General features: G+C 31.5%; 13 protein-coding genes. 11 read left to right on the plus strand and 2 right to left on the minus strand.

Annotated features, from left to right (window positions below; all coding sequences use genetic code 11):
- The coding region (locus tag ACKOWY_RS09515; RefSeq protein WP_408941207.1) for a glycosyltransferase at positions 1-527 on the plus strand (527 nt) is incomplete at its 5' end.
- Positions 528-530: 3 nt separating this feature from the next.
- Positions 531-953 (plus strand): hypothetical protein, encoded by a 423-nt coding sequence (locus ACKOWY_RS09520; RefSeq protein WP_408941208.1) that lies wholly within the window; start codon positions 531-533, stop codon positions 951-953.
- A gap of 30 nt (positions 954-983) precedes the next feature.
- On the opposite strand, the gene ACKOWY_RS09525 is transcribed toward ACKOWY_RS09520, so the two are convergent.
- Both ACKOWY_RS09525 and ACKOWY_RS09530 read right to left on the minus strand, forming a co-directional pair.
- Positions 984-1,478, minus strand: a complete 495-nt coding sequence (locus ACKOWY_RS09525; RefSeq protein WP_408941209.1) for a hypothetical protein — start codon at positions 1,476-1,478, stop codon at positions 984-986.
- A gap of 36 nt (positions 1,479-1,514) precedes the next feature.
- A complete protein-coding gene (locus tag ACKOWY_RS09530) occupies positions 1,515-2,600 on the minus strand; it encodes a fibronectin type III domain-containing protein (protein ID WP_408941210.1) in 1,086 nt (361 codons plus the stop codon).
- Between the two features lie 94 nt (positions 2,601-2,694).
- On the opposite strand from ACKOWY_RS09530, the gene aroC reads away from it, so the two are divergent.
- The 9 genes from aroC to ACKOWY_RS09575 all read left to right on the plus strand — a co-directional run bounded on the left by aroC (position 2,695) and on the right by ACKOWY_RS09575 (position 13,199).
- Positions 2,695-3,759, plus strand: coding sequence for a chorismate synthase (gene aroC / locus ACKOWY_RS09535; RefSeq protein ID WP_408941211.1), 1,065 nt, complete (start codon positions 2,695-2,697; stop codon positions 3,757-3,759).
- On the plus strand, positions 3,759-5,015 hold the full coding sequence (locus ACKOWY_RS09540; protein WP_408941212.1) for a dicarboxylate/amino acid:cation symporter: 1,257 nt from the start codon (positions 3,759-3,761) through the stop codon (positions 5,013-5,015). The genes aroC and ACKOWY_RS09540 overlap by 1 nt, the downstream gene beginning before the upstream one ends.
- A 60-nt stretch (positions 5,016-5,075) precedes the next feature.
- Positions 5,076-6,125: a T9SS type A sorting domain-containing protein gene (locus ACKOWY_RS09545; protein ID WP_408941213.1), complete on the plus strand. Its 1,050-nt coding sequence runs from the start codon at positions 5,076-5,078 to the stop codon at positions 6,123-6,125.
- Between the two features lie 221 nt (positions 6,126-6,346).
- Positions 6,347-6,766, plus strand: a complete 420-nt coding sequence (locus tag ACKOWY_RS09550; RefSeq protein WP_408941214.1) for a hypothetical protein — start codon at positions 6,347-6,349, stop codon at positions 6,764-6,766.
- 102 nt (positions 6,767-6,868) lie between these two features.
- Positions 6,869-8,143 carry a hypothetical protein gene (locus tag ACKOWY_RS09555; protein WP_408941215.1) on the plus strand — a complete coding sequence of 425 codons (1,275 nt, stop codon included), beginning with the start codon at positions 6,869-6,871 and terminating at the stop codon, positions 8,141-8,143.
- Between the two features lie 29 nt (positions 8,144-8,172).
- Positions 8,173-9,969 carry an MFS transporter gene (locus tag ACKOWY_RS09560; protein WP_408941216.1) on the plus strand — a complete coding sequence of 599 codons (1,797 nt, stop codon included), beginning with the start codon at positions 8,173-8,175 and terminating at the stop codon, positions 9,967-9,969.
- A gap of 12 nt (positions 9,970-9,981) precedes the next feature.
- Positions 9,982-10,200 (plus strand): DUF6814 family protein, encoded by a 219-nt coding sequence (locus ACKOWY_RS09565; protein ID WP_408941217.1) that lies wholly within the window; start codon positions 9,982-9,984, stop codon positions 10,198-10,200.
- Between the two features lie 124 nt (positions 10,201-10,324).
- Positions 10,325-10,519 (plus strand): hypothetical protein, encoded by a 195-nt coding sequence (locus ACKOWY_RS09570; RefSeq protein WP_408941218.1) that lies wholly within the window; start codon positions 10,325-10,327, stop codon positions 10,517-10,519.
- Positions 10,512-13,199, plus strand: coding sequence for an ATP-binding protein (locus tag ACKOWY_RS09575; RefSeq protein WP_408941219.1), 2,688 nt, complete (start codon positions 10,512-10,514; stop codon positions 13,197-13,199). Before ACKOWY_RS09570 ends, ACKOWY_RS09575 begins: the two co-directional genes overlap by 8 nt.
- Positions 13,200-13,205 lie beyond the last annotated feature (6 nt).

Genomic DNA, 13,205 nt, shown 5'->3' on the forward strand with positions numbered 1-13,205 from the left:
CAAACTTCAGAAAAGTTAAAAGGGTAGAAGATGTATTGCGTGTATTTGATCAAGTAAGAAAACAATTGCCATGCAAGTTAATTTTGGTTGGCGATGGACCTGAAAGAGGTAATATTGAAAAACTTTGCCGCGAGCTGAACACCTGCGGAGACATAATTTCATTGGGAAAAATTGCCGACCCTAAAGAAGTACTTTCTATCTCAGATTTATTTATTTTGCCTTCAGAAACAGAAAGTTTTGGTTTGGCCGCACTTGAAGCTATGGCATGGCGTGTTCCTGTAATTTCAAGTAATACTGGTGGTTTGCCTGAAGTAAATTTTGACGGCATTTCGGGTTATCTAAGTAATGTTGGTAATATTGATGAGATGGCTGAAAATGCTATTACGATATTAAGCAATAATCAAACTCTAGATACGTTTAAAAATAATGCTTTATCAGTTGCAAAACAATTTGACATACATAATATTTTGCCATTATATGAATCAATTTATGTTAAAGCAATTGAAGAATCAAAAGTTTTAAATTAGTTTATGATCAATAGAATAGCTTTTATTTTTTTCGCATTTATTTTGTTTTCATGTGGGTCTACAAAACCTCCTTTGGTATCGAAACCTCTATATGATATATTGTATCAAAGTGATTATGGTGGCGCTCCTTTTCAATTTTACGAAATAATCACAGAAAAAAAAGAATTTGAAATTCTGTTAAATGATCAAATTATTAAACCCTATGTAAAAAAAGAAGATATTGAAACTTGTAATTTTATATTAGTAAATCTTGGTGAAAAGGAAAAAATGGGCTTTACAATAGTTGTAGACGATATTACTGAATTACAAAACAAAATAATAATTTCAATTAAAGAGGTGCAACCCAAGGGGAATAGTGTTGGTATTTCCAAGCCATCAAGTGTCATTAAAGTAAAGTCGAAAAAAACAATTGAAATTAAAGAGTAAAAAAAAACCCGATGTGTCGGGATTTTTTTATTAATTAAATTTATATCGGACTCCTAAAGCCATATTGGATCCAAAGTTAGATTGTCTATAATTTCCGGTTGCAAAATACAATTCGGGTCTTAAATCTAATGATATCAAAATGGGTGTATCTTTAAATGAATATTCCAAACCTATGTCTCCAGCTGCATTAAATAATATACCACTTTCTTTAGGGATAAAATTAGCATTACTCCAACTAATTAGCCCAGCACCTGCACCAGCATACCAATTCAAGCCATTATCTATATTCCAAACACACTGATACAATCCGGATAATTTAATTGCTGAAATATTATTGTTGTTTTGCCAACCTAAATCCAATTCCAAACGGTTCGTATTTGATAAGGCTCTTTGGTAGGAAATTTCAGCGCCATAGCCATCATTGTTTCCAATGCGAAGACCTAAAGCATTTTTTGAAATATCTTGAGCGCTTATTGTTTGGATTACCCCAAATAACACAGTAGCTATAAATACGATTTTTTTCATTATGATAGAATTTAGAAATAATTGATTTACAATTAACTAGTTAACTTGATAAGTAGTAAGAAATTCTTCTTCAGTCTGAGAAATTGAAGCAGGAACACTAAATTGTGTTGCAATACTTGAATTAATATCATAGTGGAAATAAGTATTGGTATATACATTTCCTATGTTTTTTGCAAAATATTCATTCATTGTCAATACAGGTTGGTCAGCTAATAATGTTGCTGTAATTCCCGAAGAAGTAGTTGTTATTCTAAGATTTAAAATAAGTCGTGTTTTTTTAACATTAGAATAGGTAACACTATTAGATAAATAAGTTGGTAACGTTTCTTGTGCAACCGATTTTAATGTATAATCAATATCTAGAGGATAAGTGGTATTGTTGGCTGTTACAGTTTGGTGTAAAGTTCCAGAAGTTGAACAAATTTCTGAATTTAAAGAGGCATTTTCATTAAAATATGTAAAATTATTTAAATCAATTTGAATTGGATTAGAAAGTCCTGGAAATGGTAAGTTAAATGATCCCGTAACAAAAATTGAACTTCCGATTATTTTAAGCCCATTATTTCTTAAGGTGTTTGAAAAAAAACCATTTGGTACAGCTGAAGTTTTCATTTTTTTGTAGGATACATTATTAATTATTGTATCATTTGAAATAAATAAGTGATCTATGCCAATTGAGGTATTTACGGCTCCGGGATTTACTTGTTGCACATCATAGTTCCAATAATTTCCAATTGTTAATGGCATATACATAGTTGGAGTTTCTAGTGTTATTTCATTAGAATATAATTGTGAATCCCCAACATTATTAAAGGATTTTATCCTGTAAGTATAACTAGTTCCTGGCAACAGACCTGTGTCATGATAGGTAGTAATGTTTTGAGTTAAAGAAATGATGTTTTCATAATTTCCAATGCTAGTTTTACGTTCAATAATAAAACCGGTTTCGTTTGTAGAATTATCAGTCCAAGAAAGATTTATTTGAGTTGAAGAAATTACTTCCCCTATTAAATTTGAAGGAGCTAGAGGTCCGCCGTAATTGGATGTGCTTCCTTCAGAATTTGTTGAGCATGATGTAATAAATGACAAAAAAACAAGTGCTGATATAATTTTTAATTTCATGATTTTTTTTTGCTAATGTAGTAAAAACTTTTTTGTTTAAAAAAAAGTAGAGTCGTTAACATATAAATTCTATTTTTGTGAAAAACAAACAACTATGGCAGGAAATAGTTACGGAACTCTTTTTAGAATTACCACTTTTGGCGAGTCTCATGGTGCTGCTTTGGGTGGAATAATAGATGGTTGTCCTCCGGGGGTCGAATTGGATTTTGATTTGATTCAATTAGAAATGCAAAGAAGAATGCCTGGTCAATCTTCTATAGTTACTCAACGAAAAGAAGCTGATGAAGTTCAATTTTTATCCGGAATTTTTGAAGGAAAAACCACTGGAACGCCAATTGGATTTACCATAAATAACACCAATCAAAAGCCGGCAGATTATTCCCAAAATACAGAAACCTTCAGGCCAAGTCATGCCGATTATGTTTATGAAAAAAAATACGGAATAAGAGATTACAGAGGAGGAGGGAGAAGTTCGGCAAGAGAAACTGCTTGTAGGGTTGTAGCAGGAGCTGTTGCAAAACAAATTGTAAAAGACATTAAAATCAATGCATTTGTTTCCTCAGTTGGAACTATTTATATAAATAAACCTTATCAAGAATTGGATTTTTCAAAAATTGAAAGCAATGCGGTAAGATGTCCTGATGCTGAAACTGCTGAGAAAATGGAAAATCATATTTTAGAAATAAAAAAGCAAGGCGACACCGTTGGAGGTACAATTACTTGTGTGATACAAAATGTTCCTATTGGTTTAGGCGAGCCTGTGTTTGATAAATTGCACGCCGAATTAGGTAAAGCATTGCTTTCAATAAATGCTGTGAAAGGCTTTGAATATGGAAGTGGTTTTTGTGGTGCTCAAATGAAAGGAAGTGAGCACAATGATTTATATAACCCTGACGGAACAACAAAAACAAATTTATCAGGGGGGATTCAAGGCGGAATTTCAAACGGAATGGATATTTATTTCAGAGTTGCATTTAAACCTGTAGCCACATTAATTCAAAATCAAGATGTATTAACAAAAGAGAATTCAATTATAGAACAACAAGGTAAAGGAAGGCATGATCCTTGTGTGGTTCCCAGAGCGGTTCCAATAGTTGAGGCTATGGCTGCAATTGTGCTTGCTGATTTTTATTTATTAAACAAAATATATCAAAAATAATGGATACGACCCAAAAAGAAAATAAATCAATTTTAAGTAATCTCACTTTTCAAATCTTAATTGCAATGTTTCTTGGAGCATTGCTTGGGATAGTAATTCATAATAATTACCTAGCCGATGATGCGAAAAATTTTAGTGATAAAATTAAAATGTTGGCAACAGTTTTTATTCGTTTGGTACAAATGATTATTGCCCCATTGGTATTTACAACCCTAGTTGTGGGAATTGCAAAATTAGGTGATGTGAAATCTGTTGGAAGAATAGGAGGTAAGGCTTTGGCGTGGTTTTTCTCGGCTTCTTTCGTGTCCTTGTTAATTGGTTTATTTTGGGTAAACACCCTAAAACCAGGTGTTGGATTGCATTTGGGATCTGTTGATATGACTTCGGCGAGTGAGTTAACAGAAAAAGTAGATGGATTTTCTGCTCAAAATTTTGTCGAGCATATTGTTCCAAAGAGTATTATTGAATCGATGGCAAACAATGAAATTCTTCAAATTGTTATTTTTTCTATCTTTTTTGGATTGGCTGCAGCTTCATTAGGAGATCATTCCAAACCAATAATTTCGGCATTAGATAAATTATCACATATAATTCTAAAAATGGTAAATTATGTGATGAAGTTTGCACCTATTGGTGTTTTCGGAGCAATTGCAGGAGTGTTTGCAATAAAAGATGTTAATGATTTATTAGTTACTTATACAAAATTCTTTAGTTCCTTTTTAGTTGGAATTACAACATTATGGCTTTTTTTAATTGTAATTGGATTCATTTTCTTAAAAAAACAATTATTTACTTTACTAAAAAGAATAGTAGGTCCTATCATGATTGCCTTTGGTACAACCAGTAGTGAAGCGGTTTTTCCAAAATTAACTGAAGAATTAGAGCGATTTGGAATAAAAGATAAAATTGTTTCATTCATGTTACCATTGGGTTACTCTTTTAACCTTGATGGTAGTATGATGTACATGACTTTTGCAAGTATTTTTATTGCTCAGGTTTATGGTGTTCATCTTGATTTTGGCACTCAGATGACTATGTTGTTAGTATTAATGTTAACCAGTAAAGGAATTGCAGGTGTTCCAAGGGCTAGTCTCGTTGTTGTTGCAGCAACTTGTGGTATGTTTAAAATCCCTGTTGAAGGAATAGCTTTAATATTGCCAATTGATCACTTTTGTGATATGTTCCGAAGTGCAACTAATGTTTTAGGCAATTCTATCGCTACTTCTGTAGTAGGTAATTGGGAAAAAGATAGTTAAATATTTTTTTAATCAGATTATAGTTCTATTTTTGCATTACAAATCTTTAAATAATAAATTATGAAAAAACTATTACTTTTATTTATTTCATCTTTAGCAATTAGTGCAAACGCTCAAGATAATTTTTTTAATTCTGATTGTGAGTCATATACTATTGGTAACATTAGTACTGATTTAACTGGTGCTACAGCTGGTCAAGGTAACTGGTATACTTACACTCCAACTACTGCTGTTCCTGCTGGTACTCTTGCTGATTATCAAGTAGTGACAAATTCAGTTTCAAATTCTAAAGTACTTCAAGTTAGTGGTTCATCTGGTGCTGCAGGTTCAAGATATTTATCACAAGATCTTTCTGCTTCTTGGACTAACAGAACTTCAGGAAATGATATTGTACAAGTTGAGTATGATTTCTTTACAGGTAGTGGTGTAACTACTTCTAAAAACACTTTCAGAACGTATATCTACAATTTTGATGGTACCAATATGATTGCTGTTGCAGGTTTTCATTATGATCCAGCTACATTAAAATTAAGTGGATGGGCTTATTATGATAACACTGCTTCTACTGGTGGTGTAGTTGGTTACTATACTTTTAACCTTATTTCAGGTGGTTTAATTTTATCTGCGAATACATGGTACAGAGTTGGTGTTGCTTACGATTATAATACAGGTGCTATTACTTGGAAAGATGCTAATGGTTTGTTTTATACAGGTACCACAGCGGCTTCTATGGGTATAGATGTTGTTGAGTGTGATTTTGCTGTAAGCGCTGGAACAGGAAACACTGTTGCGAACCAATTTCAAGTTGATAATGTAAACGTAACTGCTGTAGCTGTTGAAAATTTATTGGGAACTAATACTAATACTTTAGCTGTTAAAGATTTTTCTGTTTTCCCTAATCCTTCAAAAGATGTAGTATATGTATCAAATCCATCAGCTTCAATCAATTCAATTGAAGTTTCTGATTTAAACGGAAGAGTTGTTAAAACTGTAAATGCTATTGATGCTTCTACTGCTCAAGTAAATATTTCTGATTTATCAACGGGAGTTTATATGATGAAAATAGTTTCTGATAAAGGAACAACTACTAAAAAAGTTATTAAAGAATAATTTTCTTTAAAATCATAATTAAAAGACTAAGCTTTGCTTAGTCTTTTTTTTTGCCAAATTATTACTAAGTATATATGACTCCTATTTAATATGAGTCTATTATTTAATTATCAATAATTATTGATTGATAAAATTACATTCTCAATAATTTTGATTAAAAAAAATTACACTATTTGTTTTTTTGTTTGCTAATTTAGTATATTTATGCAAAATTTATATATATGGAAATAGTAGCATGTCCTAAGTGCCAAAATGATACTATTGTAAAAAGCGGTGTCATCAAAGACAGACAGCGGTATTTGTGTAAAAAATGCAATTATTATTTTACTGTCAATAAACTTGGAAAAAAAATAGATAGTTATTATGTAACTAAAGCACTTCAACTTTTTTTGGAAGGATTAAGTTATCGCGAGATAGAACGAATTATTGGCGTATCTCATGTTACCATTAGTAATTGGGTTAAGGAATTTAAAATAACCAAACCCAATCACACCGATTACCATCCTACTTATAAAATATACAACCACTTAGAGTTGGTTGAATTTCTCAAAAATAAAGACCAATTGAAAGGTGCAGGGATGATAATTACTGAGCTTGGAGATAAGTTCATGCTAATAAAATGGGAACGTTTTAAGGATTAACTATAGCAATTTACAATATTATATATATAATTTTTTTTCATTAGGCATATTTTAGAATTTAGTAGTGCAATTATTTGTATTAATAACCTAAAATTACCAATTATGAAAAAAATTATTTTGTTATCCTTTGTAGCTTTTTCTGCAATAGGCAATGCACAAACTCCTGCAACTGCTGCAACTGCCCCAGCAACAAAAGAGTGGGATGTAAGTATGTATGGGTTTGTAAGAACCGATTACTTTTTTGATTCACGTAAATCTGCAGCTGTAAGAGAAGATGAATTAAATCTTTATCCTTTAGATGTAGTTAAAGATGCTAATGGCAGTGATATAAACGCCGTTAACCAATCCAATTTTTTATCAGTAGTATCTAGGCTGGGAGTAAAAGTAAAAGGTCCAGATGTATGGGGTGCTAAAATGAATGGAAACTTAGAAGGTGATTTCTTTGGAAATACTGAATCTTCTCCTTCTTCTATAGGAATGTTTCGTTTGCGTCAAGCATTTGTAACTATGGATTGGGCTAAAACTCAATTAACTATGGGTCAAACTTGGTACCCAACATTTATTCCAGAAGTATTTCCTGGTGTTGCAAATTTCAATACTGGAATTATGTTTAATCCTTTTGGATGGGCTACTCAAGTTAGATTAAAACATAATTTATCAAATAGCCTATCTTTTACATTGTCGGCTTATAAAGAGAGAGAATTTGCAAATGCAATAGTTGCTCCTGGATCTCAAAATGCTGCTTCAATTAACTCTTCTATTCCTTCATTTAACGGTCACTTACAATACAAAAACAAAAATTGGATTGCTGGCTTAGGATTTGAATACAAATCATTACAACCATTAACAGACAATGGAGGAACTCCAAAGTTAGTTACTACCGAAAAAGTTATTAGTTCTTCTGTATTTGGTTATGCTAAATATTCTAATGATAAATTTTCGATTAAAGCTTACGGAATTTCTGGAGGAAATCTTAATAGTTTAGTAATGTTAGGAGGTTTTACAGGAACAGTTAATAATGGAATTCAATCCTTTGATCCAACTAAAACAACTTCTTATTGGATTGATATTGCCAGCAATGGTAAAAAAGTGGCTCCTGGATTCTTCTTTGGAACTACTAAAAATAATGGAGCAGGAACTGCTGCCACTACCATGGGTAATATCTATATGAGAGGTTTATCTGGAACTAGAGTTGTTGATAATGTGTGGAGAGCATCTGGAAGAATTGATTTCAAACAAAATAAATTTAGAGTTTCACCTGAATTGGAGTATACTGCTGCTACCTGGGGAGATGCAGATCTTTATGGGAAAGCTGGTGACAATAAAACTACAGTTGGAAACATGAAAGTATTAGTTTCATGTGTGTATTCTTTCTAATTAATAATTAACTAATAAATAAATTTAATATGAGTGATAAATCAACAAAAGGAATTTGGAAAGTAATTTCGGCTTCCTCATTAGGTACGATGATAGAATGGTACGATTTCTACATCTTTGGAAGTTTAGCAGTAGTATTATCTACTAAATTCTTTCCATCAGACAATCCAACAGCAGCATTCTTATCTACACTTGCAACATTTGCAGCTGGATTTGTTGTGCGTCCATTTGGAGCATTATTCTTCGGTAGACTCGGAGACTTAATTGGAAGAAAATATACCTTTATGGTAACCTTAGTATTAATGGGTGGAGCAACTTTTATGATTGGTTGTATTCCAAGCTATGAAACTATTGGTTTTATGGCGCCTTTATTAGTATTGTTACTACGTTTACTTCAAGGTTTGGCATTAGGAGGTGAATATGGTGGTGCTGCTACTTATGTTGCAGAACATGCTCCTAAAGGTCAACGTGGATATTGGACTTCATGGATCCAAACTACTGCAACTGTAGGTTTGTTTATTTCCTTAATGGTTATTTTAATTACTAAAGGTATCTTATCAAAAGAAGAATTTGATGCATGGGGATGGAGAGTTCCATTTTGGGTATCTATCTTCATGGTATTTGTATCTTATTTAATTCGTAAAAACATGGATGAGTCTCCTGTATTTGCTAAAGCAAAATCAGAAGGTAAAACCAGTGTGAATCCATTAAAAGAAAGTTTCGGACATAAATTAAACTTAAAATTTGTTCTTTTAGCTTTATTTGGAGCTACTATGGGACAAGGAGTTGTATGGTATACTGGTCAATTCTATGCAATGAGTTTTATGAAAACTGTTCAAAGTATTGATTCTTCGCAAGTTGATACATTATTAGGAATTGCATTATTATTAGGAACTCCATTTTTTGTATTCTTCGGATGGTTGAGTGATAAAATTGGAAGAAAAACAATAATGATGACGGGGATGCTTTTAGCAATCTTTCTATACCGTCCAATTTACCGTCAGATGTATCATTTAACTGATGCAAAGGAAATGGTGAAAAACAACATTACTGTGGTAAAAGATAGTTGTAAAGCAATTGGATCATATGTAGCAACTGTTAAAACAGAGGCTGATAAAAAAGATCCATCTGTAAAAAACACTAAGATTTTCATCGATTTTAAAACGGATACTTTATATTCTAACGGAGCTAAATTTCATTATACAAAAACAGATACTTTATACTTAGCTAAAGAATTGGCTTATGATGCAAAAGAATCTGGTAAAAATGAAACTTGGATTAAATTTGATTCAAAAGATAAAGAAGGTGCCGTAGTTCATAATGTTGTAAAAGTTAAAAATGATTTAAAAGAAGATGAGAAACCTGTAAAAGTGGATACTCTAGCTGCTTTAGCTTTGAAAACATTTACAAGTGGTGAAGCTAAAGATAAATCGCATATTGATGGAATTAGCGTTAAACCTAATGTTGCGGTAGTAAAAAATATTACTGATGATGTAAGATGGACTTTAATTTTCTTGATTTTTGTACAAGTTATTTTCGTAACTATGGTTTACGGACCAATTGCTGCATTCTTAGTAGAAATGTTCCCGGTAAAAATTAGATATACTTCTATGTCATTACCATACCACGTAGGAAATGGTATTTTTGGTGGATTGTTACCTGCAATTTCAACTTACTTAGTTACAACTGCTAAAGGAACCGGACCAAAACCATTAAACCCTGAATTTTACTTAGAAGGTTTATGGTATCCAATTATCATTGCTGCAGTTTGTTTTGTAATTGGAATGATCTACATCGATAAAAAAATTAATACACTTCACGATTAAAACATAGAAATTATGATGAATTCAATTAAAAAATATATTGGAATAGTATGGATAGCTTTAGCAGCTGTTGTTGCTTATTATTCCATCGGAATATTTGGAGGTAAATTAACCTCTGGTAAACAAGATGATTTAGTTTTCGGAATTATTATTTTCTTCGTTTTACTTCCTTTAGTGGTTACTGGTCTTACTATTTTTGGATGGTATGCCATGACCAATGAATATGAAGATTAAATATTTAGTATTCAATATGCAAAAGCTCTTAGAAATAAGAGCTTTTGTTATTTTAAACAATCTTGTAAGTTATTTCTTTTTTCTTAACTAAATTGTAATTAATTTTAACATCAAATAGCAATAGATGAAAAAAAGACACCAACAAAAAATGCTTATCATATCCTATGTATTATTCATGTGTTTCAATTTGCCGTTGGTTTTACTTTTTGACTCTTCTATGTCGGTGTGCGGAATTCCATTTATTTATTTTTATTTTTTTTCTGTTTGCTTACTTTCCATAGTTATTTCATTAATAATTGTAAAACGATATAATGAATAGTATAGTTTTATTAATCATACTTTCTGCTTATTTGTCGGTTTTGTTTTTTATTGCTCATTGGGCAGAAAAAAATGAAAACAACAAATGGACGAATAATCCGTATGTTTATTCGCTATCGCTTGCCGTTTATTGTACCGCTTGGACTTATTATGGAAGTATTGGAGTAGCTGCAGATCATGGATTAAGCTATCTGCCTATTTATTTGGGACCCATTATCATTGCACCTTCTTGGATATTAATATTAAAGAAAATTATTAGAATTTCTCGTGTTAATAAAATATCCAGTATAGCCGATTTCATTTCCTTACGATACGGAAACAGTCGATTTTTAGGAGCGGTTGTAACTGTAATTTGCCTAACGGGAATACTACCGTACATAGCTCTCCAGCTTAAAGCTATTGCAGAAACATTTCATATCGTTACAAAAACAAAAACTAGTTCTTTAATCTTAAATGATACAACTACTTATGTCGCTATTGCGTTAGCATTATTTGCATCTTATTACGGAACCCGTTATGTTGACGCCTCCGAAAAAAGAAAAGGGATTGTAACTGCTGTAGCAATTGAAAGTATATTAAAATTAGTTTTCTTTTTAATTATCGGAATCTATGTAACTTATTTTGTTTTTGACGGATTTGATGATATCTATCAAAAAGCATCTTTATTAGAGCATTTTAAGGAAAAGAACTCAATAGGGGGGCTACCGCAAGCAATTAATTGGTTTTTACTTTGTTTGCTGTCTATGTTTGCTATTTTCTTGCTTCCAAGACAATTTCAAGTTTCTGTAATTGAAAATAATAGAGAAAATCATATTAATACAGCTGTTTGGTTATTTCCATTGTATTTATTGCTTTTCAATATTTTTGTTTATCCTATTGCTTGGGGTGGAAATATAATTTTTGATGGGCAGCATGCCAATTCCGATACTTTTTCATTATTAATACCTCAATTTTTTAATCAAAAATTTATCACAGTAATGGTTTTCCTTGGTGGATTTTCGGCTGCTATTTCTATGATTGTCGTATCATCTATTGGACTTTCTACAATGGTAACTAATAATGTTTTGATCCCCTACAATTTAATCGGAAAGTTAAAAGGAACACAAGATTCAATCAGCTCAAGAAAAATCTTAAATACACGTAAATTAAGTATCTTTTTTCTAATTATTTTATCGTATTTAATATACCGATTCTTTGGTTTAGACTATAGTTTAGTGTCCATAGGAATGGTTGCTTTTGTAATTATTGCACAATTAGCTCCTTCATTTTTTGGAGCTTTATTTTGGAGAAGGGGGTCTAGGTTAGGGGCAATTTCTAGTATAATAATTGGATTTATTGTATGTGTATATACCTTATTGATTCCTTATTCTCTGGGAGCAAGCAATAGTTCTAGCTCATTTATTTCAGACGGATTTATGGGGTATCATTTATTAAAACCGTTTCAATTATTTGGATTGGATTATCTTCAGCCAATACCACATGCGTTATTTTGGAGTTTGCTATTTAATTGGGTAACCTATTTTGCTGTTTCGGTAAGTTTTAAAGGTAATTACAGAGAGCGAAATTATGCCGAAATGTTTGTTGATATAAACAAATACATTACTAATCACGAAGATGTTTTTGTATGGAAAGGGACTGCCTATAGAAATGATATTGAAAAAGTTTTGGTTCGTTTTTTAGGTTTAGAACGAACTAAACGAGCCATGAATATTTTTAATATAAAATACAATGTAGATAGCAATCAAGAATTGGCGGATGCTAGATTAATAAAATTTTCAGAGAATTTACTCACCGGACATATTGGTACCGCTTCTGCTAGAATATTGATAGCAAGTGTTGTAAAAGAGGAAAAAATCAGTTTGCCAGAGGTATTAAAAATCTTAGAAGAATCAAAAGAAAACATTATTATCAATAAGAAACTTGTTGAAACTTCAAATGAGTTAAAGGAGATTACAGCTAAACTACAAGTAGCAAATCATTCTTTAATAGAAAAAGACAAACAAAAAGACGAATTTCTAGATACGGTCACTCACGAACTTCGAACTCCAATTACTGCAATTAGAGCGGCAAGTGAAATCCTGCATGATGACGATGAAATCCCAGAAGAATTAAAGAAGCAATTCCTTCAAAACATTATCTCTGAGTCGGATCGTTTGAATCGACTTATAGATAAAATATTGGATTTAGAAAAATTTGAAACAGGAAAACAAACCATTTATCCTGAAATCAATAATTTGGTTGCAACCATCGAAAAATCAATTGAACCCTTAATGCAATTGATAAAAAACAAAAATATTACTATTGAATTTGATGTTAATAATAAAATTAATGCGTATTATGATGAAGATCGTATCATTCAAGTGGTTACCAATTTAATTTCTAATGCCATTAAATTTTGCCCTGAAAGTGAAGGTAAAATAACTATAACCATTGAATCAAAAGAAGATAGGATTCATACTTCCATAAGGGATAATGGAAAAGGAATAAATTCCAATGACTTTGAAGCGATTTTTGAAAAATTCTATCAATCCAATAATCAAAACATTAAGAAGCCAGAAGGAAGTGGTTTAGGATTAGCCATTTGCAAACAAATCATAGAACACCATAAAGGAACAATTTGGGTAGAGCCAAGCGAAATTGGGGCCCAAATCGTATTTACTTTACCAATAAAATCAGAATAATAAAGA

Source organism: Flavobacterium sp. (assembly GCF_046073885.1).
Taxonomy (GTDB): Bacteria; Bacteroidota; Bacteroidia; order Flavobacteriales; family Flavobacteriaceae; genus Flavobacterium.

Coding starts and splice junctions, on each gene's coding strand:
- ACKOWY_RS09520 (WP_408941208.1), top strand. CDS start 531: ATGATCAATAGAATAGCTTTTATTTTTTTCGCATTTATTTTGTTTTCA.
- ACKOWY_RS09525 (WP_408941209.1), bottom strand. CDS start 1,478: ATGAAAAAAATCGTATTTATAGCTACTGTGTTATTTGGGGTAATCCAA.
- ACKOWY_RS09530 (WP_408941210.1), bottom strand. CDS start 2,600: ATGAAATTAAAAATTATATCAGCACTTGTTTTTTTGTCATTTATTACA.
- aroC (WP_408941211.1), top strand. CDS start 2,695: ATGGCAGGAAATAGTTACGGAACTCTTTTTAGAATTACCACTTTTGGC.
- ACKOWY_RS09540 (WP_408941212.1), top strand. CDS start 3,759: ATGGATACGACCCAAAAAGAAAATAAATCAATTTTAAGTAATCTCACT.
- ACKOWY_RS09545 (WP_408941213.1), top strand. CDS start 5,076: ATGAAAAAACTATTACTTTTATTTATTTCATCTTTAGCAATTAGTGCA.
- ACKOWY_RS09550 (WP_408941214.1), top strand. CDS start 6,347: ATGGAAATAGTAGCATGTCCTAAGTGCCAAAATGATACTATTGTAAAA.
- ACKOWY_RS09555 (WP_408941215.1), top strand. CDS start 6,869: ATGAAAAAAATTATTTTGTTATCCTTTGTAGCTTTTTCTGCAATAGGC.
- ACKOWY_RS09560 (WP_408941216.1), top strand. CDS start 8,173: ATGAGTGATAAATCAACAAAAGGAATTTGGAAAGTAATTTCGGCTTCC.
- ACKOWY_RS09565 (WP_408941217.1), top strand. CDS start 9,982: ATGATGAATTCAATTAAAAAATATATTGGAATAGTATGGATAGCTTTA.
- ACKOWY_RS09570 (WP_408941218.1), top strand. CDS start 10,325: ATGAAAAAAAGACACCAACAAAAAATGCTTATCATATCCTATGTATTA.
- ACKOWY_RS09575 (WP_408941219.1), top strand. CDS start 10,512: ATGAATAGTATAGTTTTATTAATCATACTTTCTGCTTATTTGTCGGTT.